This is a genomic window from Nitrospira sp. CMX1 (assembly GCF_054902215.1).
The window spans coordinates 98,552-121,303 of sequence record NZ_JBUBKD010000015.1 but is presented as its reverse complement, the minus strand read 5'-3'; the positions used below and the strand labels follow the sequence as shown (position 1 = coordinate 121,303).

19 protein-coding genes are annotated in these 22,752 nt (G+C 50.7%); 1 reads left to right on the top strand and 18 read right to left on the bottom strand.

The annotated features are described in order from the left end of the window. The first annotated feature begins 880 nt into the window (after positions 1 to 880). Positions 881 to 1,831, top strand: coding sequence for a hypothetical protein (locus tag ACYX34_RS05755; RefSeq protein ID WP_462075601.1), 951 nt, complete (start codon positions 881 to 883; stop codon positions 1,829 to 1,831). Here the strand turns inward: ACYX34_RS05755 and ACYX34_RS05750 are convergent. The 18 genes from ACYX34_RS05750 to ACYX34_RS05665 form a co-directional block, all read right to left on the bottom strand. Then, positions 1,811 to 2,896 (bottom strand): glycosyltransferase, encoded by a 1,086-nt coding sequence (locus ACYX34_RS05750; protein ID WP_462075600.1) that lies wholly within the window; start codon positions 2,894 to 2,896, stop codon positions 1,811 to 1,813. The genes ACYX34_RS05755 and ACYX34_RS05750 overlap by 21 nt on opposite strands. A gap of 127 nt (positions 2,897 to 3,023) precedes the next feature. Continuing rightward, entirely contained in the window at positions 3,024 to 4,130 is a 1,107-nt protein-coding gene (locus tag ACYX34_RS05745) for a glycosyltransferase family 4 protein (RefSeq protein ID WP_462075605.1), read from the bottom strand. Positions 4,131 to 4,441: 311 nt separating this feature from the next. After that, the gene (locus tag ACYX34_RS05740; protein ID WP_462075599.1) at positions 4,442 to 5,320 is read right to left on the bottom strand and encodes an O-antigen ligase family protein; all 879 of its coding nucleotides are present in this window, start codon (positions 5,318 to 5,320) and stop codon (positions 4,442 to 4,444) included. Positions 5,321 to 5,702: 382 nt separating this feature from the next. Then, complete coding sequence (locus tag ACYX34_RS05735; RefSeq protein WP_462075598.1) at positions 5,703 to 6,782, bottom strand: ATP-grasp domain-containing protein; 1,080 nt, start codon at positions 6,780 to 6,782, stop codon at positions 5,703 to 5,705. Between the two features lie 55 nt (positions 6,783 to 6,837). Further along, positions 6,838 to 7,962: a glycosyltransferase family 4 protein gene (locus ACYX34_RS05730; RefSeq protein WP_462075597.1), complete on the bottom strand. Its 1,125-nt coding sequence runs from the start codon at positions 7,960 to 7,962 to the stop codon at positions 6,838 to 6,840. Beyond that, entirely contained in the window at positions 7,959 to 9,374 is a 1,416-nt protein-coding gene (locus tag ACYX34_RS05725) for a glycosyltransferase (RefSeq protein ID WP_462075596.1), read from the bottom strand. Before ACYX34_RS05725 ends, ACYX34_RS05730 begins: the two co-directional genes overlap by 4 nt. Positions 9,375 to 9,541: 167 nt before the next feature. Further along, positions 9,542 to 10,372: an ATP-grasp fold amidoligase family protein gene (locus ACYX34_RS05720; protein ID WP_462075595.1), complete on the bottom strand. Its 831-nt coding sequence runs from the start codon at positions 10,370 to 10,372 to the stop codon at positions 9,542 to 9,544. A gap of 273 nt (positions 10,373 to 10,645) precedes the next feature. Further along, a complete protein-coding gene (locus ACYX34_RS05715; RefSeq protein ID WP_462075594.1) occupies positions 10,646 to 11,647 on the bottom strand; it encodes a glycosyltransferase family 2 protein in 1,002 nt (333 codons plus the stop codon). Between the two features lie 112 nt (positions 11,648 to 11,759). After that, positions 11,760 to 13,097 (bottom strand): ABC transporter ATP-binding protein, encoded by a 1,338-nt coding sequence (locus ACYX34_RS05710; protein WP_462075593.1) that lies wholly within the window; start codon positions 13,095 to 13,097, stop codon positions 11,760 to 11,762. A gap of 102 nt (positions 13,098 to 13,199) precedes the next feature. Next, a complete protein-coding gene (locus ACYX34_RS05705) occupies positions 13,200 to 14,060 on the bottom strand; it encodes an ABC transporter permease (protein WP_462075592.1) in 861 nt (286 codons plus the stop codon). Between the two features lie 14 nt (positions 14,061 to 14,074). Beyond that, the gene (locus tag ACYX34_RS05700) at positions 14,075 to 15,343 is read right to left on the bottom strand and encodes an outer membrane beta-barrel protein (RefSeq protein WP_462075591.1); all 1,269 of its coding nucleotides are present in this window, start codon (positions 15,341 to 15,343) and stop codon (positions 14,075 to 14,077) included. A gap of 126 nt (positions 15,344 to 15,469) precedes the next feature. After that, a complete protein-coding gene (locus ACYX34_RS05695) occupies positions 15,470 to 15,973 on the bottom strand; it encodes a polysaccharide biosynthesis/export family protein (RefSeq protein ID WP_462075590.1) in 504 nt (167 codons plus the stop codon). Positions 15,974 to 16,144: 171 nt separating this feature from the next. Then, entirely contained in the window at positions 16,145 to 16,861 is a 717-nt protein-coding gene (locus ACYX34_RS05690) for a polysaccharide biosynthesis/export family protein (RefSeq protein WP_462075589.1), read from the bottom strand. A 27-nt stretch (positions 16,862 to 16,888) separates the two neighbouring features. Further along, positions 16,889 to 18,196, bottom strand: coding sequence for a glutamate-1-semialdehyde 2,1-aminomutase (locus ACYX34_RS05685; protein WP_462075588.1), 1,308 nt, complete (start codon positions 18,194 to 18,196; stop codon positions 16,889 to 16,891). 512 nt (positions 18,197 to 18,708) lie between these two features. Continuing rightward, positions 18,709 to 19,632 carry a phytanoyl-CoA dioxygenase family protein gene (locus ACYX34_RS05680; protein ID WP_462075587.1) on the bottom strand — a complete coding sequence of 308 codons (924 nt, stop codon included), beginning with the start codon at positions 19,630 to 19,632 and terminating at the stop codon, positions 18,709 to 18,711. A 13-nt stretch (positions 19,633 to 19,645) separates the two neighbouring features. Continuing rightward, the gene (locus tag ACYX34_RS05675; RefSeq protein ID WP_462075586.1) at positions 19,646 to 20,938 is read right to left on the bottom strand and encodes a DUF4910 domain-containing protein; all 1,293 of its coding nucleotides are present in this window, start codon (positions 20,936 to 20,938) and stop codon (positions 19,646 to 19,648) included. Between the two features lie 6 nt (positions 20,939 to 20,944). Further along, positions 20,945 to 21,481: a dTDP-4-dehydrorhamnose 3,5-epimerase gene (gene rfbC, locus ACYX34_RS05670; RefSeq protein ID WP_462075585.1), complete on the bottom strand. Its 537-nt coding sequence runs from the start codon at positions 21,479 to 21,481 to the stop codon at positions 20,945 to 20,947. Then, positions 21,478 to 22,713, bottom strand: a complete 1,236-nt coding sequence (locus ACYX34_RS05665) for a methyltransferase domain-containing protein (protein ID WP_462075584.1) — start codon at positions 22,711 to 22,713, stop codon at positions 21,478 to 21,480. The genes rfbC and ACYX34_RS05665 overlap by 4 nt, the downstream gene beginning before the upstream one ends. Positions 22,714 to 22,752 lie beyond the last annotated feature (39 nt).

Here is a 22,752-nt window from a genome sequence, read left to right as displayed (position 1 = left end):
GATGGTGTCGTCACGATTGTTGCGCTTTGTATTAGGCGTGAAACACGGTTGCCGGTGTTCCGAGCAAATACAGGGAGATTGCCTCCACGAAGCGTCAAGATATACGGTCTATTGAGCCTTCTTAAAGCCCAACAGATCAACTCCGCCCATACAAACGCCAGACCGCTGTATACATCGACATGCGCCACAGTATATTGGCTACGGTATCTCCAAACAGCCGATAGAAAGTCCAATAAGCGTGTTACACGGCCACGGCAGGAAGAACTCGTGACCACTGACCAACCTGCCCTCCTCAGCGCAATAGCAAGATCTTGGCCAACCCCTCGAGTTCCACTCCCTCCTACAAGGAAGTTACCAATCAACAACACACCTGGTCGAGGATTCCCTGTGACCTCCATCAATATCAAGTCTCCTTGCCTCATACCAAGAGAATCTTTCTAACGAGTCACTCCAGGTTCCATTACGTCATCATCCCATGCATTATTCTCGGACAGAAGCCCGAGACGTTGTGATACTGTAAAAGAAGGACGCTCAAGTGAAGCTTTTCTCCAGAATAACCCATATAACGAAAAACCTTGCTCAAGCGAGTCAGCTATATCTACTCTCCGGAATTAGCACTCTGCTCATTCTTTTCGGAGGTGACATAACATATGGAACCATATACTATGTCGCTACGACAGGCAATGATTCCAATCCCGGCACATTCAATCACCCCTGGCGCAACCCACAAAAATGTGCATCAGCTCCCATCCAAGCCGGTGATACCTGTGTAGTCCGAAAAGGTACCTACACAGCCGACAACGGAAGTGGGGTAACAGTCTATGCATCCAAACATGCTCCCCAGGGCACTAAGTTGCAGCCTATCACCATCAAGAGCGACGTGCCACGAGGAGCCGCAATCATCGTACCCAGTTCTAAGAACGGCCTGAACGCCGGGTTTTATCTTACCCGCCCCTACTACATCATTGAAGGATTCGATATCAGCGGAGGAGCCAATAATGGCAACGTGATGAGTCTTGCTGGCATCGAGTTTACTTCTTCGGCAACCGGCGGGATCGCGAGGTCAAATTTCATTCACCATATCGGCAAGACGGTCTGCTCCGACTCATCCTATGGAATTTCTGGTATCGGCATCCACGAAACAGCTGACGTCCTTGTCGAGAACAATCAGATCTACAGCATCGGCAGATTACGGAACGCTGAAAACGGATGTCGTACCATCCGCGCACAAAACGATCACGGCATCTACATTAAAGCGACATCGAATACCATCGTTCGAAGGAACGTGATTTTCGACACAAACCGCGGATGGCCGATTCATGTCTACAAACCGAACGGAACAACGACAAACCTTGAGATCTACCACAACACGTTTTCCGGCCGAAGTCCCACGGGAAAGCCGAACGGGCACATTCTTTTGGCCAAGACGATCAACGGCGCCAACATCGCAAACAATATCTCGAGTGAGGCTCAGACAGGAATGATCATCGCCTATTCATTATCAGCCTTTCGGGTAGTGGTGAGCCATAACCTCAGTGACACCCTTGAGAAAACAGGACCTGCCGTTGCAGGAGTAACGTTCTTTAGCAACATTGAGCATAGTACCAATCTAGGATTTGCCAACAAATCCCAGCACGACTTTCGACTCACAGCAGAAAGCGCAGCCATCAACCGCGGAACCACTACCGGAGTCCCACCAGTGAAGGATCAGGCTCCGGACATCGGAGCCTTTGAATTTTGTGAACCAGACTCAACTTCACCACTCACCAATTCACTAGGACTAGGACAGGATGACAAGTTCTGTTTGCACTCAAGGAAGACCTCTTATTGATCCATGGTGTAACGTTTCTTTGATTACTTTCTTTATCGTTTCCCTTCTCGCCTGGAACAACCCATAGAACTCAACTAACGCCTTTGCGTTTACTCGCGATCGACCTACTTCTTTCTGCCTGTGGTAGGATTCCACGGTTCGGCGGTAAAAATCATTTAGACTGAGCGAAACGTTTTCCAATGAAAGGCACCTTATCCTTTCGCGTCCAGCTATCCGCCTCCCCCTCGATTTCACCAAGGCCAGCTTGGCAACCAAATCGCAAGGATCTGGCAACGCAATATGGCAGCCGTCAATGCCATCAATTCGCTCCCGCACATCCCCCACATCAACTGAAACAACTGGTACATTGCACGCCAACGCTTCTTTAATCACATTTGGTGACCCCTCGTGCGAAGAGGTCAATAGCACCACATCGCTGGCATTCAGCCAGAGTGGAACTTCCTCATGAGGCACCCCTAAAAGCGGATGCATTTCTACGCCCAATCCCAATTCATTGGCCATCTCGATCGCTGCTTGTGCTAGACCAGGTCGTTTAACAAGATCGCCGTTGTTGGCAGGGAACAGGACGTGGAACTTGTTGAGCTTCCACCCTAACTTCTTCTGAGAATCCGTCTGGTCAATCGGTTTGAAACGCTCAAGGCTAATACCATTTGGGATGATTCTCACCTTTGATCGATCAACTGAAGCTGGAAGGGCCGATTCGAGATTTCGAGATTTAACGATCACACCATCCGCCCGCCAAGCGGCGAGGCATGAGGCAAAGACTCCGCACTCACTCAAAACACCCCTAAGAGCTCCAGACAGGTATTCGCCCAACAGATCCGAGCCGCAGAAGGAAACCACGATCGGCCTCTCCTTAACGACTTTTGTGACCCGCTCTGACAACACACCTCCATACATGACATGGACAAGGTCTGGTTGAAACCGTTCGATACGATCTTGCACTTCTGTTGCGAGTCTAAAATACGAGCCCATTCCTCCTTGGACCCGATTAATAAATAGCACTTCGACCTCAAGGCCGATACGTCTGAGTCCAACGATCTGTTGGCGAATAAAATTCCCCACCGCTGGATGACGGACCGTGGGATACATATTAGTTACAGCCAAGATTCGCATTCCCGCCTCTTCCTCATGTAGGCGCTTTCCGGCTACAGATACCATTGATACCCGATCGATCAGATGTCATGCTTCATCATCGCACCTTATTAATGCGCTGAGGATGGCTCTCATCCTTCCAGCCAACGGTTCTGTATGCATCCAACGTTCTTGCCACGAATGAAGAGAGATCGAATTCCTGTTCAGCTTTTTCGCGAGCCTTACTTCCCATCTGCCGACAAAGGTCAGCGTCAGTCAATAATGTCACAATACGATCTAGAAGAGCTTCGCTATCGTCTCGCTGAACGACGAAGCCAGTCTTACCGTCCTGCACGAGATGTGGAATGTCTCCAACGTCCGTTGCGATAACCGCACGTCCGGCTGCCATAGCCTCCATCACGGCATTCGGGCACCCTTCGCTATCGGATGTATGGACTAAAAATTTCGCGCCTTGCAAGAAGGCGGGAATGTCATGAACTGCACCGAGAAACTCTATGGCATGAGAGACGCCAAGATCTTCTGCCAATTGCCGAAGAGTTTGCCGGAGAGGGCCATCCCCTGCGAGACGAAAGCGCACATCTTTAATCCCGACACTCAGGACCTTCTGTACGGCTTTCACCAATCGGTCCCACCGCTTGACGGGCAACAAGGACCCCACACTGGCGACATACCCTCGTATTTCGAATGCATTCTCAGGCGTACGAAAGCTTGCCAAATCCAACCCGTTTCGTACCACAACATACTGCCTCGGAACGAAAAAAGAAGAATGTCGGCGTGCTGTCTCAGCACATACGGCACTATTTGATATGTGGCACCTCGGCCACCGACTGTTCAATATCCCTCGTAACGCCCCCCCAGACTGTAGACTTCTGACCATGTCACTGCGTAGAGATCCAACTGCCAGTGCACCAGTCCTGCATGCCGCATAAGCGGCAGCAAAGTTGGTAAAAAACACGTACGAGTGAATCACCTCGGGAGCAAGCCGTTGAGTTAACTTACGAAGTGCCTGAAGTTTAACAAGCGGAGACCACTGCGTAGGCAATCCGTATATCGGAAGCTGCAGCGCGTCAATCGCTCGATAGTACTTTTCATCCGGATCATAGTTCCACACCACTACACATGGGTAATACCTAGAACCCTCTAGATGCGAGAGCAAGTAATAGAGTTGGCGCTCTGCTCCACCAAGGCCAAGTTGTCCGATCACATACAGAAGTCGACACCGGCTTGGCTCTCTATTGAGCACAATGTCCCCAGTGCTTTTCAACACCACCGCCTTCTGGATTTTATCCAACAGTTACGCCTCAGCTTCACATTCCAGAAATCCTCTCCTTCTTTTTCTCCGTCTCTCAAACAGATTGCTCCAGAATCAATCAGCGGATAGAAAATAGAGGCACACCGAGATCGCATTTCACTTACTAATAGAAGTCAGAAAGACATCCGGGTGAGAATGCGTTCCAATGTGAGGTGCGCGGAACAACACACTTCCCTCATTTTGCGTTCAGGCAGTCACTACCCTCACCGAGGATCACGAGCTTCAAATCTCCCCGCAACCAAACCAAATATGACCACCACCCAGGGGGACATAAACGCCATGTCGAGCATCATCAGTTCAAACATTCCAAATGCCACCAGCGGAAGAAGCAGTGACGCTTCTCCGACTTGCACTCGCTGCATCATGCCACGAACTCCAAATCCCACTCGAACGAGATAACCGAGAAAACAGATGACTGGAATAAGTCCTGCTCCGAGAGCAATATGGAGGACCGGGTTGTGTGGATTCATTTCCTTCCCGGATCTGGTCCTTATTCGTATGTCATCCAAGCCAACTCCTACCCATGGTGAATTGAATATCCGCTCCACTGCTGCTGGCCACAACCTTCCTCTCCCGGACTCCTCTACCCCTCGAGAGGCGTATTGGCCTAGCTCCTCATCAAACACGCCTGACACATAGATCAGACACAACACAAGGACGAACGATACGACCGGGACAAAACTCCGTTTAAGAGCCGACCGAAATCCCACGATACAGGCGAGGGCGATCCCCAATAGTGGAGCACGGCTCACTGTTAGCGTAACAATGTAGAACGAACCCACCGCTACACCCCACGAAGCCGCTCGCCAGACAAATGTTCGACATTGAAATCCCCAAAAGAGAAAATACACCGCGCAAAAACCGAACCACATCCCCAACACATTAGGATTTGAAATTCCTGTCCCCGAAGCCCAAGCCCGCACAACTCCGCCGACGCTACGGACATTGAGATAGGGCAAGGATGCGATGCCAATTACTAAAGCCACCAGGGCAAAGTGGTGCAGAAAGTTAGGGCGCAGAGCGAGTGTTTGGACAATGATCAAAAGGGCAAGCCATCCAATAAAGGCTATGAGTTCAGGCATCGCCCCTTCGGTAAGGTTATGAAAAATCACCTCTATTAAAACCACGAAGATTCCCGCGTAGAAGCCCCATGCGACCGGCCTGCAGAGCGATATGACTCGATCACCAATGCTCAACACACAGGCGACAGCTAGGAGCACTAAAATTGCTCCGCCTACAGCAGGGACAGCTATCCCCCACGCAGCCCCCAGGTATGCGTACACAAGGCTCACATACCAGGCGTACTCCAAGAACGCGGGGGGACAAGGTCCCACGTGCTTGGCTATTGGTATTGCAACCCCTGCACGAGTATTTGGGGAATCAAGCATAATATTGAGCCGCCACTACGGGCCATGGTCGGCATCGTCAATTGTTCATCGAGGTGAATTCATAGATACACAGCCTCTACACACTTAAGACGACTGCCGGCTGGTTGTCAGGTCGAATCCCGTATTGGTTCGCCCCGCACAGACCATTCAATAGGTCGACAAGAATTGCATCTTGAGGCCACACGTGTCCTTCGTGCCGATTCAGCTTGATATCCCAATGGTTGGGGCAGGCATAGACTAAACGGGCGATGTAACAATAGCTCACTTCAAGAATGAGTGGTTGGTTTTCCTTCATCACAAAATCAAAGGCCATACTCTGCGATCCAACTTTGTGCGCCACGTCAAAAGCAATCTCCAGACACTGGCGATTGATTCTCTGATGATCATAGACGACATCGCCACTGCCGGACGCCCGGAAATCTCCTGGGCGCACATTCCTCGTATAGGCGAACGCTCTGTTCCCGATGACTGTCACACGTGTATCAAAATCGTTGCCTGAAATGAAATCCTGGAAATATGCATATCCCTTCTCATGCCCCATCATTTTTTTCTTGTCTCGAATTGTTGCTAAGGCTTGAGGAAACCGCTTCAACACATTGAATAGATCTCCTCGCCGCCTGGCCGAACGGTAACGCTTCATAGCATCATGCCCATAGTCAGGAATCGGCGAAAATCCTCCTGAAAAGGCCCGCCTCGCCAAGGCACGAGCTTCTACCGCACTGCGAACGAGCTTGACATTGCTGGAGCCGGCTCCTCGACGTAGCTTAAATACTGTTGGGTAAGACGCTTGATCGATCCACCGCAAGGCTTCGTCTAGGTCGTAGGATACATAGGTTGGAACCAACGGTGCCCCGATTGCTTCGAGTAGATATTTTTGGGCCAGTTTATCGTCAAAATACCAGCATGTGGAGCTACCTGGGAACACTTTAACCCCCATCGCTTCCGCTGCCGTGATGACATGGCGAGCCACTAGCTGTTCGCTCGGATCTCCGTGGCTCCAGTGCCACAGCAAACAGTCACATGAGGTGAGTTGTTCGATAATGTCTGACCCGAGGCAGTTTACGACCTTGTATGGAATTCCATGCATCTGACAATATTCAATCCAGCGGTCCGAGAAGCTCTTCTTTCGATGATGGATGGCGACCTGTCCGATCATGTCCATACTCCCGTTTGTAATCTACCGCATCTTACCCAAACATCTCCGGAGCACATCATCGAATCTCCTGCTGGATCAATCCCCCCGTCGTCGAATCCAACGGCTGAGTAACCGCCGCCTCAAATGCCCGAACTGCCGCCATGGGGCTGTGCAGTTCTTCTACATGACGCCGGGCCTTCGTCCCCATTTCTCGGAGACGTTCGGGTGATGCCATAAACGAATCAATCGCAGTGACTGTTCCCTCAACTGTGTCGGCCACCTTCCCTAAATCATAATCTCGAATTTTGTGATCGGGGTCGATCTGCAGGCTCACAATCGGAGTTCCGGCTGCCCAGGCTTCCAAAAAGACGCTGGGAAACCCTTCCCCGTCCGACGTCGAGAGGAGCAAGCTGGCCTCCCCAATGGATTTGAGCGCCTGCTCAGGCGACACGTGGCCTCGGTAGTCGATATTGGGAAGAGCCTTCAGTTGCGTCATGATTCGCTCAATCGTGCCAGCGTCCCAATGACTCAGGCTAGGCGATCCACAGACAACAAAGCGAATTGACGGCAATCGACGAGCGATTTCCACCAATAAATCTGGACGCTTGGCCGGTCTAATGACCGCTATCCACACCACAGCTCCGTTTCTTTCCAGGTGAGGCACCATCGTCCCCGCAAGGGACACAATACCTGGAAGCAAATATGCCCGTCGCTGCCAACGCAGGGGCAGAGGAACGCGCTGGTCTTCATGCTGGATAAAAATGACATCTGACCGATGAAGCCCCCAGGCATAGAGAGGCCACAAATACTTCCTCCGTGAGAGTGCTTTCCGAACATGAACGTGGTTATCATGCATCATGGAAAAGGCTGTTCTGACGCCGAACCATCGTGCTATTTCTGAGGCGGGCCCCCACAGATGGTCCGCGCACTGCCAGAAACACCAGTCAGGCCGTTCCTTTTCGAGAAAACGATACCAGTCGAACAGGACGTGGATACGACGACTGAGACCAAGAAAACGCACGCCATCGATGACACGCACCTCACCTTCTCGTAACGCGGATCGAACACCTACCGTAACAGACCAACCGGTACTCACCAGAGCTCGCATAAGGTACCACCCATATCGCTCTGCCCCACCTCTGGCTGAGGGATCTCCGATCGCATATCCGTATACGGTATCGTTCATGTACACCACTTTCATGGCTTAACCTCCGAATGCCTCTGCAAAAGCATACTGGACGCCTGCACTGCTGCCCGCCCCTGAACATTCTCCTTCTGCAAGGCAACAACAAGATCGGCAATTTGCCGACTTGACGAATAGCCATCACAAGCAGCACGGTTCGGCACCAACCTCTCAAGCACCCGCTTCCTCCACGCTTCGAGAAGCTGCTCAAACACCGCAACCACCTCTGCGGGACTATCGGCATCCGCGATCAGTGGACTACCGACTTGACTAAGGATACGTCGGGTTTCGTCACGAGGTACAATGCCGATGATCGGCCTTCCCGCTTGTAGATAGCCGAACAATTTGGCACCGGCCACCAAGTCGCGCGCCGTTCTTCCCGGCATTCTTCCTAACACCAGGAGTGCATGTGCCTCTCGTTGCAGATGACGAACCTCTGCGCTCGGAACAGGAGACCTAACCTCAAACATATCGCGCAGATCCAACTCAACCACGCGCTCCGCTAGCTGTTGAAGCCCTTCGCCGACAAACAACATTCGCAGCTGTGCCGCCTGGACAGGATTTCGGTGTTTCAGTTGAACGAGGCCCTCAAGGAGCGTGTCGTACCGATACGTGCTCAACGTACCCGCATACAACACTGTACAACAATTTCCGGGAGGATGAACAAAAGACTCAACAGTCCCTTCAAACCCATTGGGAATGATATGAATCTTCTCTCTCTCTAGTGCTCCAGGAAATGCCTGCAGATACGCTTGAGCCACTGACTCAAACATGAATACGACAGATCGCGCCTCCTTGAAAATTCGACACATGTTCCGATAATCAATTTTCTTGGCCCAAGCCGGACGCCTGATTTCGTGTGGATAATATTCCAACCCCCACGGATCGCGAAAATCCAACACATATGGAACTCCTGTCTCTACCGAAGTCCGATATGCCACCAGGCCTGCCGAGAGCGGTCCGATTGTCGCCCATATCACGTTCGGAGGATCTCTTCGACATACATCTATGCTTGCCTGAGTCGCCGGCTGTATCCATGGCATAGCCATATCAGGACGGTACACCCAGGATTCAACAACCCTCACCCACTCACGCAATCGTGATCGCCACGGGACACGATGTGCGGCAACGGCATGACGCGCTTCCTCTGTAGACAAACCTGAAAGCCTTTTCTTAGTTTCCGTTCTACGTCTATTTTGCAATGCACGCCAAGGATCACGCCCCCTCACCCGAACAACCTGAGCCGCCGAGGGAAGCTGTTCTAAGAGCGCCGGATCATGTCTTTCATATCCATACGGTTCGCACGAGATCACACGAGCCTGCCACCCCTTCTCCACCAACCCTTTGAGAAAACGCACCGGGCGATAGACCGCGGCGTTTCCTTCGGGCGGGAAATAATAGGCAATCATAAGAATCGACTTAGGACCCATGGCTATTTGCACCCCTGTGCGATGACGCTCATGTTAGGCACAAACAGAATCATGACAACACTTACTTTTCATCGTTCACTCTGCACAGCCTCGATCTGAAATCTATGGACACTTTCTAAACAGGAGGATGATGGAGCATACGGCACACAATGAGAGCCCAGCAGCTCCTATGAGTACTCCAATGACAGATCCCATTTCTTCCCTAATTCGAGATCCCACCTGTCTGGAGTTAATTTCATGTTCCCTGCCGTGGGAGTAAACGTCAACTCTCCAAAATAAATACGCCCATCCAGGTTGTAGAGATCGACCCGCACGAAACCAAACCCAACGGACAGCTGAGTCGCGAGGGAAATCATCTCTTCCAGCTGATCCGGCCGCGACCTATCTGGCCTGGACTTTCCTGCGGAATATGAAAGATCCAGCGCGTTCCATGACAGGTCGTAGAACGAATGGCAATCTCGCGAAAAATTAATCACCTGAATGAGTTCCGGCCTCCCATTAAAACACCAAATCTTATAGTCAAGCGGTAAGTTATCGTTACGATCGCGCAGGCACTCTTCTATCATTATCTTCGGCTGAATATGCAAATACTGACCTTCCCGTGATGTCCAGTAAAAATTGGTGTTCAGCCACTTCTCGCACGTGGCAACCATCGCACCGTGGTCAGCAGGTTCCTTAGCCACGATCACCTGTCGGCTCGCATGATTGGTCTTAATCACGTACTCAACCGGTAAGGTGTTGAAGGGAATCGAGGCAGGATCTTGGCCGTGCCAAAGAAGCCGCGGCAAGTACTCTGCTCCAACTTTGCCTGATACATACTCTCGTGCAGTGAGCTTATCCGCTAGCTGGACGAAAATAGGAGGCACAACCCGATTCCAGGCAAGCATCCTCCAATAGAGTTTTTCTGTGAAAGCCTGTGGATTCGCAATGCTGAGAGGCCTCCCATGTACACGAAGATACCGGCGTTTCAAAATGGCCTCACCATCGGCTTGACGCATCAACCGCTGTTTTATGCTTCGCAGCTTATTAAAAATACCGTAAACCCAGGTACCACGAAAACTGTCTTGAAGAGCAGCCCCCCCTCCTATTTTGAAAGAATGTTCCATTTTGAATAGCCTATTCCATTGCGCTAACTACTCAGTAGTTAGCCTCGTTCACCACGAGCAGTCCCTATGGAGAGATATAGTGCCGTTCAGTGTCCCACCCAGTAATCGCGCAGATAGGAGTATAGCCGCTGTCAAAACTCTTCCGATCCAAGCTATTGTCAGCCTTCACTCCGTCGCACCCTTGGCGGAATGTGACAACCTACTTGAAATTCTTTTGGCGGTGTTTAGCGGATTCAATACCACATCAAGAACTTGAAGCAGCACTGCCTTCATTATCCTTGCCATACTCAGCGAATGGCCAATTCTATGCAGAGCAGTCCTCTGATAGTCCCAAAACCCGCTCTCCTTATTTCGAAACACGCTCGCCCCCAGAAATGCGTAATACTGATCTCTTCGCTTCGCAAACATGGCTGCAAATTCTTTTTCGTTCAAATACTCCGGCCCATATTTTGTCACATGTTCGAATCTCCCAAAGGGAGTGAACCCATAACGGCTGCCACGACTGCTTTCCGAGTGAGGATGTGAACGTTCAAACGTCAGCATCTGGTGTACGAATCCAAAATCTCGATTCCGAAGAATGTCTAGACAGACCTCCATATCGCAATGGGGATTCGCCACATTGTAGAAGTGTGGTCGTTTCCTTACCTCATCGGCATGAATCAGTATCGCGGATGGTGACCCAAAAACGGACGGCAGCCCGAGAAGAGTTGCCCGACAGATTTCACGGCCGGAAATAATGCGGCTTGCATAGGGCAACGCCTGCACTAGGATGCGCGTATTCTTCAGTCGGTAGGAGCTGACGATCGCGATCGTGGGGTGCGCTTCCGCCAACTCCACCATTTCCATGAGACACTCTGGGAACATCCAGTCATCCGCATGAATCACCTTGCAATACTTACTTTCCGGCGAGATCTGCTGAAAAGCAACATTTCCATTTTCATCACACCCGACGAAGTCGGAGTTGTTATGAATTCGAATTCGTTTATCCTTTTTGGCATAGGCTGTGGCAATCTCGAGAGTGCGATCAGTGCTGCGATTATTGACAATACAGCACTCCCAATTTTGATAACTTTGACGCAGCACGCTCTCAATGCATTCTGCCAGATACTGTTCGCCGTTATAGACCGGGGTCAGTACGCTCACAAGCGGCTGTGATTCAAAATTCATACGCACACCCATGGATAATTACCAAATCGTCGAGATCGCAAGATGGAATCAAGAACAAGGTAACCGGAACCGTTGAACCCCTCTGGTGTCTAGTCAGTATTTCGTTTGAGGCTCAGCACTTATATAGTTCAGCCTGAACGTTCTCGAGGTTCGATAGGGTTGTCCATTCCAAGAGGGGTCTGACCACACCTCGAAGCTTCCCGGCAAAATCACCGCGCGCCGAGTCTCCCTCGCAGGTGTCGATAACGGAGAACGCCACAACCTGGCGCTCATAGAATTGCATCACCAGGGGATCTAAGGTCTCTAAGGCCACACTTACGAACATGGTCCCCTCAGCAAGAAAGTTGCCAGGAATCCATGCCGTACTCCGATAGCGGCCAGGCGGCCTCACACGCCCTCGCCATTCCGGATCATGTTCAGGAGTGTCGAGCAGACATACTCCTTCCTCATTCCACAACATAATGGAAGGCATGAGTTTATAGCCCGGCTTGAGCACGTCATATTCCATCTCAAGCCCCACCGGCTTTCGGATATCAAACTTCTCAGCGGATTGGCCATCCTTGGTGCGGACTCGCACGGCTCGTAGCATCGCCACCTCCCCCCTGGGAGCTTTGCGCGGGTCCAGCCACTCACGTGAAGACATGGTACCAAGTTCCGAATGCAGATACGCGTTGACGACCTCGTGAGAGCGTCCATCACGACACAATTTTCCTTCCTCCAACAAGATTCCGCGCTCACATAACCGTGTCACCGCAGGCATGTTATGACTGACGAAGAAGATGGTTCGACCTTCCTTCGCCACCCCTTCCATTTTGCCCAGGCATTTCTTCTGAAAGGCGGCATCGCCGACTGCCAACACCTCGTCGACGATCAGAATCTCCGACTCCAAATGAGCAGCCACAGCAAACCCCAATCGCATGGCCATCCCACTGGAATACCGTTTTACCGGCGTATCAATAAACTGCTCAATTTCCGCAAACGCCACGATTTCATCGAACTTTCTGGTGATCTCAGCCCGTTTCATTCCAAGAATGGTTCCATTTAGGTAGACATTTTCCCGCCCAGTGAGCTCACTATGGAACCCTGTGCCTACCTCCAAAAGTGCGGACACACGACCATCAAGTTCTATCCGACCATCAGTCGGTTCAGTGATGCGTGAGAGCAGCTTCAGTAACGTACTTTTTCCCGCACCATTCCGGCCGATAATACCGACCGTCTCGCCCCGCTTCACTTCGAATGATACATCCTGTAGAGCCCAAAATGAGTTCGAAGCAGCCTCTGACTCTGCAGGCCTCACGGAGCCAGCACTTGCTCTCCTCTGACCATTTCGGCTCAACAAAGAATTAAGACCTGACATCAAAAGATCTCGCAAGGTACCATGATCCTTCTGTCGTGCCCCTATTCGATACCGTTTTGAAAGCCCATCGACGCGGACAGCAATATCACTCATGTTCGTGACTACAGACGATTGTAACTTGGCTGACCAGGCAGCATTGAGAAGTCATATTGAAGAAACAACCAGAACCATGCGTCGGGCTCTGAGGGCTCTTGTTCAGATGATATCCGCAAACTGTCGCTCCATCTTTCTGAAATAGACTAAGCCAGATAGCACTACGAGCAAGAGCACGATAACACTTTCCGCCATTACGACTGGATCTGGAGCGGTCCGTCCCAGCAAGGCCCAGCGAAAGCCTTCAATGACTCCAGCCATGGGATTGAGGCCATAGAGCCATCTCCATTGCTCTGGCACGAGACTGACCGGGTACACAATCGGTGAGAGATACATCCATATTTGAATGACAAAGGGAATCGCGTGACCCACGTCCCGGTACTTGGCATTCATGGCAGAAGTGAACAGGCTGAGGCCTAGAGCTGTGAGCATCGCAAGCAGTATGAATGCCGGGAGTGTGACTACCTTCCAGCTGAGGGGAATGCCTGCATAGAGGAGCAGTCCGAACAACAGGACCATGGACAACGCAAAGTCAATCAGTGGCGAGACGACCATGGCAAGAGGAAGCCATAATCGGGGGAAATAAATCTTGCTGACTATCTTCGCATTGGTAACGACGCTTTCGCCCGCACGAGTCACCGCTTGAGAAAAATAGGTCCATGGAAGCAAAGCCGTGAGCGAAAAGACAGGATACCAGACTCCATCGGAAGGCACCTTTGCCAGCATACCGAATATGGCCGTAAATATCAGCATGGTGATCAATGGTTGTAGAATAACCCAAGCCACACCGATCGCCGTTTGCTTGTAGCGGACCGTGACGTCTCGCCAGATCAGGATGTACCCTAACTCGCGGTACTCCCAGAGAGCAGACCAGTCGATATCCAACAGTCCGCTTCGCTTCTCTATGATTAACTTCCGTCTGGGAAGGCTCAGTCCTGCGTTCACTTGTACATTACTCTCCATACTTGTCACATTTACTATTTCCACTCGGCGCTTAGAAAGAACCCCATCACATGGCGTGAAAATTCGTATGTGATAGTAGGTGTATCACTCTTTACAGAGGTAAAGGCGTACGAAATATCTGCAGTGATATCTCTGGTCAATTTGTAAGCGAGACGCGTCGTCCCATGAAAGTTCTGAAACGTCGTATTCCTAGTATCTGGGAAAAACTGGCTATAACCATAGGCAACATCTCCCTCGAGAGTGAGCCGCTCATAAATTCGGTGACTGACCCCGACCTGCGCAACGCTGCTAAGGACAGCCCCACCCACGAGGAATGTGGACGGTCTGGCCGCTCGAGAGAGGGTTGCTCGAAACACCGTGTCTCGCTCTGTTTGGGTGCTAACTGTCAGACTACCCGTCGGGAAACTCCCACCGGCCGGCTCAACGAAGGTGACTCCGGCCTCCAAGTCGAACTCCCACTCCTGAAATTTTCTTTCGTAGTTCCCCGCCAGGGTGATCAGGTTCGTAGCAAATGACCGACCGCCATCGGCACGCGACTGCAGCACGAAACTCTGTCGATACAAGGCTGCGATACTGTCGTTTCTCGAAAGCTGATACCGAGGCCCTCCGAACCACGTGTTATTTGTAGTATTAAAAAACCTAACACCACCAGTCTCCCCTCCTAAAATTCTCCCGAACTTTCGAATTCCAAACGTATAACCTCCCTCCAACGCAAGGTCCCTCGAGATTGGATAGGAGCCAGTCACACCCGTGGTATTGATGAATGTATTGGCTCGAAAAGCCTGAATACCCGAAAAAAAGGTATCATCCTGAGCAATTGTCTGCCTCACTCCAGTCAGAAAACCAGGAGATTGCGGCGTATATCGAAAGTTTTCGGTGATGCGCAACTTCGCTCCCCGGACATACTGATCAACCCACCGATCCAACCCGATGGTGCCCTTCGCGGTTGTATTGAAGTAATTGAGGCCTGTGTTTTCTACATACGCATTGAAGGCTCCTCCAACCTGCACCTTGACGTCGATATCCCGAGTATCGTGCAACAGTTGCACCGCCCCGCCGACGGTTGTCACAAAGTCATCCAGCTTCGTGCCCGTAGGCAAGAGAGCGGCCGGGCGTGACCATATATTGGTATCGTAATAGCCCGACACATGTGCGGAAGGAATGACGGTTGTTTGTGCATGTCCGGGTTTTATCCAAAGCACTCCGGAGACAAGCATCACAATAATTACAAGCCGGAACAACCAATCCTGTTCGACATGTCTACGACAAAGCAATAGATTCACCAAATTTCCTTTCAGGAGTGGTCGGGAACTGCCCGTGAACTAGGCAGCAGATCTGACCAGATCACCCGCTACACAGATCACGGGGAGCACGGAAGTGGCTCACACACAGATACTACCCAACAATGATCAGGGCACAACCAGTGTATCACCAGAAGCCAGCACAATGTTACCTGGCTCACCACGACCGCTTACGAGATCATCGTAACGGAGTGGGATATGGATCTCTTGCCGTTTATGGCCTGGACTTTCAATCACCCGCACAACTTGCAACCTATTCTTACTGGCATAATTTGTAAACCCTCCAGCCATGGAAATGGCCTGAAGCACCGTCACATACGATTTCAATTGATACTTGCCTGGCTTTGCGACTTCACCCAACACAAATACAGAATAGCTATTGAGCTCCTTCACGTTTACCGACACCGAAGGGTTCTGGATATACCCTTTCAACCGTTCCGTGATCTGGGCCGCAAGCGCGTCTGCCGTCAACCCCGCAGCCTGAACATCTCCAATAATAGGCATGGACACATAGCCATCAGGCCGTATCAAGGTAATGCGTGATAAATCAGGGTTCTTCCAAACATTGATCTCAATCTGGTCTTCAGAACCTAGAAGGAATTCTGTTGGCACATCGGATGCTTTGTATTCCCTTGATGTGACTGGCCCGAGACAGCCAACCTGGGCCAGCATCGAACACAGCACCAGCCCGATTGACAAAGCTCTTGGTGTAAACATATACGACCTGAATGTCCTTGCCCCTCGCGCGTAATAGTCCACTGCCGCCATCCTTTCTGGTAGTCCTTATCGACCAGGGAACACCACCATCGACTCACTGGGAACAACAAGGGTATCGCCAGGCTTCAGTTCAAAATTGTCGCTAATCCCACTACGGAGCACAATATCATCGTAGCTCGCCGTAAATCGCTTCATACCTGGAGCCGTTTCAGTAAACCGAAAAATGACGATCTGATTTCTCGCTGCGGTTTCCTTAAACCCCCCTGCCATCGTAATTCCCTGCAAGAGCGTCGTCTTGCTCTTGAGCGGATACTTCCCAGGATGGGCAATTTCGCCCAGAAGAAAAATATTGGAGCTATTGACTTCCTTCAACGTCACCGCAACAACCGGATTTTGGACGTACTCCTTCAGCTTGTTCGTCATTTCCTCAGCCAATTTTGTTGGAGTTTTTCCTACCGCCACGACATCACGAATAATTGGCATTGAAATCCGTCCATCCGGGCGCACTTGTACTTGCCGCGATAAATCGACATTCCGCCAGACTGTAATATCCAACACATCTTCCGCCCCGATGACGTATTCTGTACCTACCGCATTCGACAGCTTATCTGTCATCACCTGACTCGTTGTTTTCTCGGCCTGCCCTGTGGCTCCAGGTAATAGAGGAACATCGGTTGGCATTTTACCGGCCTCAGGTTTGACCGAACCTGATTCACTGAATGCGGTGCCCGAGGTGAGTACCAACGCCACAGACATAATCACATACCACAAGGCATGTCTCATAACCCTGGTCCTCCTGACTCATGCATGTTACACATAGCGACGAAACACGGGTTTTACTGGACGACCAACAAGATACTTCTCGATCCCCTCAGCTAGTGCTTTTCGGTAGACCTGTAACGCTTCATGAATTCCCTCGATCGTCTTGTCAATATCAGTATCCTTGTGACTACTGCTCACAACAAACGAGGGTGCGAGGATCCCTCTCTTGATCGTTTCCTGAAGAAAAAGAGTTCTAAAAGCTTGAGATGGATTCTTCTCCCCGTCCAGAGTCGCATAGACCTGACAACATGGCTTTCCTAACACCTTGAAATGTTCTTGCAGGTGATGTTCGCCGATCGACTGCCGAACCCCTCTTTCTAGCCTCTCACCGGCCCGCCACATCATTTCGATCACGGGTTCCTGTTTATAGATCCGAATGACCTCCCTGGCCGCCGCCAAACCATGCGATTCAGCACCATGCGTCAATGAGAGCAAAAACACCCGCTCATGCCCGTGCTCGAGTCCACCAAGCTTCATGATCTCTCTCTTTCCAACTAGTGCGGAAACCGAGAAGCCGTTAGCCAATGCTTTCCCAAATGTCGACAAGTCAGGGACAATCTTGTGATACCGTTGCCCACCGCCACGGTGCCATCGAAACCCACAAATCATTTCGTCGAGGATAAAGACAGAACCATTCTTTCCACAAAGCTCCTGCACCTTCCGAAGAAAGTCATTGCTTGGCGCGGTCTCTTTTTCCGGCTCCATAATGAGACAAGCAATTTGGCCGGGGTACTGCTGGAAAAGCGCCTGGATGCTTTCGATAGAGTTATATGTGAACTTGAGCGTGAGTTCTTGCACAGCCTTCGGAACACCGGCAGAAAGCGGGGTAGACCCAATAAACCAATCGTCCCCTGAAAAAAAAGGGTGATCGGCACAAACAGCGACCCGGTCTCTCCCCGTGTACGCCCGGGAAAGCCGTATGGCAGCGCTTGTCACATCAGAGCCGTTTTTCCCGAACTTCACCATCTCGGCCCCTTCTATAAGACTCAGCATTTCCTCCGCACATTCGACTTCTATCGGCGAAGGCCTCGTAAAGCTACCGCCTTCCAACATGTGCTGGCGGGCAACACCTAAGATGCGCTCGTCTGCGTATCCCAACGTCACCGATCGAAGCCCCATGTTGTATTCGATAAACTCATTTCCGTCGGCATCCCAGACATGACATCCGCGCCCTTTGATAAGGAAACCTGGGGACAGCTCAGGGTACTGGTCATCACCTCTCGCATATGTGTGACACCCCCCTGGAATGAGGGCATGAGCCCGTCCTTGTAATGCCTTCGACTTATCAAAATTCATAGCTCGTCTTCCACAGTACCGTACCCTCAACCCAAGAAACAGACCTCATTCTCTGAAGTAAGCTCTAGTCGTCCCTGCAACAATGAAAAGGCTGGTCCAGAACATCACTCCTTCGCCATCGGCCACGGCGCGCAGCACCCATACGGAACTTGGCCCAACAGGCTCTTACCTGGTCAATTCTCCGACTTCTGGCCACCCCCGCATCTCTCGTTTCTTCACGCAAAAATTGAGACAAGAGGTTTTCAAACAACTGATTGACGTTCAGTTTTTAAATGACTAGCACGGGCCCCTCAACATCAGCCATGTCCATCGTCTCGGTGCCACACACAGGTGAACGCACTAGTGGAACATGTGCACTTTGGCCATATTAAATGGGAAAAGCAATTTAGCAAACCATTCGTTCAGGCCAAACAAAATATCTCCAAAATTAATGAAGCCGATTTTATCGGTCGCGAACGAGTACGTTCAATCCACCTATCGGGTTAGGTTAATGCGATTCGGCATCAGCAAACTTACTTCTCCTCGACCGTGTAGAGAAGTTTCCCTTCCCTGGTCGTTTCATCATCGTAGAGCGCCACGAGTTCATCAGGGATGTGAGCCAAATCGGTCGCCCGCAAATAGTCCCTCATCGTGGTCCCGGTACACTCCTCATCGACCAGAGGAGCGCCTTTTTTGTGTGCCACATCATCAAGGTTAACTACGCGAAAATCTATGCTAAACCTGGTCTTTCCGGAGGTATTGGGAACACTGGAGTGCATCTGTGCTGCCGAGAATAGAATAATACCTCCAGCTGGCACGATCAACCGAACCTGCGGGTCCAGCGCAAGTGGTTCAGTTGGCTTTGGGAGAGGCCGAGGGTCCTCTTTCAAGAATTTGGCGACGTGCGCCCCTCGATTTTGTTGATTCCATACGTAATAGTTATATCCTTTGGAACTGTTTTTCACAGGCGCATTCCAATACTGTGGATGAAACGCCATCGCATTGCTCGACTGAATATCATAGATAGGAATCCACCAATTGACCTGGCATGGTGGGGCAGAGTACCAGGTGTCTCGATGAGGGTGCCACGCATACGCAATGCCGGTTGTGAGATAGTTATCACTGGTCGAGCTTCGCATCTTCGGAACATCAAAGTATGTCTTCCCTAGATCACAGCCCATCTCTTCGAAAATATTGCGCATCAGCGCCTTGGATTCAGGATGATGGATAAAGTTTGGTTTCAGCTTTACAAGAATGTCGGCATACTGCTCAACGGATAAATACGACTGAGCTGTCTCTGGGTCATACGGAGCGAACGCCTCCCCAATCAATTTCTTGGCAAATTCGATAAACGCGAGAGTACTCTTACGCGGAGAATACACAAGAAGTTGACCGTCATAGAGCTCCTCACGGCGTCGCTCATCCGAAAATGGAGGGTCGTAATAGACTGTGTTCATGGTCGCTTCTCCCTTAGGCGTTTTCCGGCCTCCGATGCTCCTTCAAGAGTCCAGCCTCTACCAATGCTTCAGCCGCGGACTGAATCTGGCCGAATGGAAGATCTGCCCGATCTGCAATATCGAGCAGTGCGTGCCGTCCATCGGACATATTCAATACCCAGAGAAGCGCGAGCTCTCTGGACTGGTTTTCTTGCTGCCCCGCAACGGCACGATATAGCCCCCGCCGTCCCAATTGCGGTTCACATTTCGGGCTCTGATTCAGATACACGCGATTCCCTTCCAGCAACTCGAAGACCTCTAGGCAATGTACATAGGACTGAGCAAGGGATTCCGATCGTATTAAATCCATATCATCCGCAGACGAGTGATACTCCGAATATTGGCCGTGTGGCGTCCTCATAAAACATCCGACCGGTAGGTTAAAGCCTGGAGAGCAATACTGTCGCTCATCATAGCCGTACGGGAAAAAGTCAATAATAGTATGAGCTTCCCCAGAATGTCTTAGTACATGCGCCATCGCTCTGTCGATCTCCGCATTATCTTGACGGCTCTTCTTATAGGTAACACTTCCCGCATCACCCACCCCAGTGATAACAAGCCCATGCCGAATGCGGGGCACTACCTGTTCATTCTGAGCCAGCCATGTAATTGATCCAATGGTCCCTGGGATAAAGAGAAAGCGATATGAATACCTCCTTGAGCGAGCAGCCATGGTTTCGGCTAGCCTCACAGCCACGCTGATACCAGAAAGGTTATCGTTGCACAGAGACGGATGGCAGACGTGGCATGACACAAGAACTTCGTCAGACACTTCACCCGGCAAATAAGACTCGCCATACGTCAGCGAACCAGCCTGAAGCGTCGAGTCAATAACGACCTCATACTCCTCATCAGAAAGCTGCTCAAAATCAGCGTGCCGAATGCAAAAGCCCCAGTTCTCTTTGTAATAGGACGTTCGATATGGGATCCATTCCGGATGAGCTGGCAAACTAAAAAGATGCGGCCGCAACTCTTCGAGACTCATCCTTCTTCGAACCGGCGCGCTGTAACTCATCAGGTGTAAATTATGCGATTGAAAATCGATAACTCGTTTCCCCGCTCGATCCATCACGTAGGCATCGGACACGTTCCACTCTAAAGGAACCGTCCAATCAAATACCTTTGTTCCGCTAGGAACTTCATATTTCTCAAGTGGAATACGTTTTTGGATTATCCGAAGAGTCTCCCGAACTCCTTCACCAGTAATACTCCGGCAAATTGGGTAGAGTTCCTTTATCAAGTTGAGTAGAGAGTGATCGGCTTCCACGTCAGGTCACCCGTTCAAGTTGAGCTGTGGCCACTGCTGATCCTTTTCTGACACAATCACAATGGGTTCTGGCCACTGAATATGCAACTGGGGATCATCCCACCGAATACCACGCGCGCAAGAAGGTGCATAGAACTCCGACATGTGATAGGAGACTTCAGAATTGTCTTGGAGCGTGAGAAATCCATGCGCAAATTGTTTTGGAATATACAGCGACCGATGACTATCCGCCGTCAAAATCAGGCCGACATGCTGCCCATAAGTCGGTGATGTCGGGCGCAAGTCCACAATGACATCAAAAATCGCACCTGTAGTACAGCGAACCAACTTCACTTCCTCATTTGGAGCAACCTGGTAGTGCATCCCCCGTAGAGTCCCCTTGCGACGGTTTACGGAGATACTCGCTTGAACCCACCTAGAGGAAAGTCCGTACATCTCAAGCTCTTTTTCGCACCAGACCCTTGCAAACATTCCCCGCTCATCAGATACAGGTTCAGGATCAATGACAAATGCGCCTTTGAGAGCAGCTTCAGTAAAAATCATGGATACAGTCGCACCTCAGGAATCGGAACGACAAATTGTCCGCCCCACTCACGAATATAGCTCATTTGCTTCATAACCTCCTCCCGAATATTCCAAGGCAAAATCAGGAGATAGTCAGGCTGCGTAGCACGCACCCGGTCTGGCTCATAAATTGGAATATGCACACCGGGAAGAAAATGGCCCTGCTTATGTGGGCTTCGATCAACGGTGTAGTCAATAAAGTCCGCACGAATACCACAATAGTTCAGAAGCGTATTGCCTTTTGCCGGAGCACCATAGCCCACGACACGTTTCCCCTCTTGCTTAGCAGCAATGAGGAAAGACAGCAGTTTTCTCTTTGTCGCCTCAACGTGTGGACCAAATGAAAGATAGTGGTTCAGACTACCAAACCCTATCGCTTCTTCTCGTGATTTCAGTTCCTTTGCTCGCATCTCAATCGGCTTGGATGTATCGCTCTCATGACAGGCATAGATTCGCAGCGATCCCCCATGCGTTGGCAACTCCTCCACATCAAACAGTTTCATTCCATGGCGGGCAAATACCCTCTCAACGGCGATGAAAGAAAAGTAAGAAAAGTGCTCATGATAGATCGTATCAAACTGATTCTGCTCCACGAGTTGAAGAAGGTGAGGGAATTCCATGGTAATAAGGCCTGTCGGCTTTAGAAGAACTTTCAACCCCTTCACGAAATCGTTCAAATCTGGAACATGAGCCAACACGTTGTTTCCAATAATCAAATCAGCGGCCCATCCATCCTCAGCCAGATCACGCGCCGTCTTCTCAGCAAAAAACGCCACCTTGGTGTTGATCCCCTTTCCCCTTGCAACCTCAGCCACATTCGCCGCAGGTTCTACCCCGAGCACAGGGATGTCACGCGCAACAAAGTTCTTAAGAAGATATCCATCGTTACTGGCGATCTCTACAACTCTCGAGTTGCGATCAAATCTGAATCGATCGACAATCATGTCCACATAGGTCCGAGCATGAGCCAGCCATGAATCAGAGAATGAAGAGAAGTATGCATAGTCTGAGAAAATATCCTGCGGGGTCGAAAACTGTTCCAACTGAACCAGCAAGCATGTCTCGCAGACATACACATGTAAGGGATAGAAAGGCTCCATTCGATTCGTTTGCCCTGGTTTGATATAAGAATTTGCCAATGGAGACATGCCCAGATCTATGAATGTGTGTTCAAGACCTGCTCCGCATGAGCGACACACTGATGGCTTCATGCCGACATCTCCTTCCTTATCAAAGAATCTCACCATAAT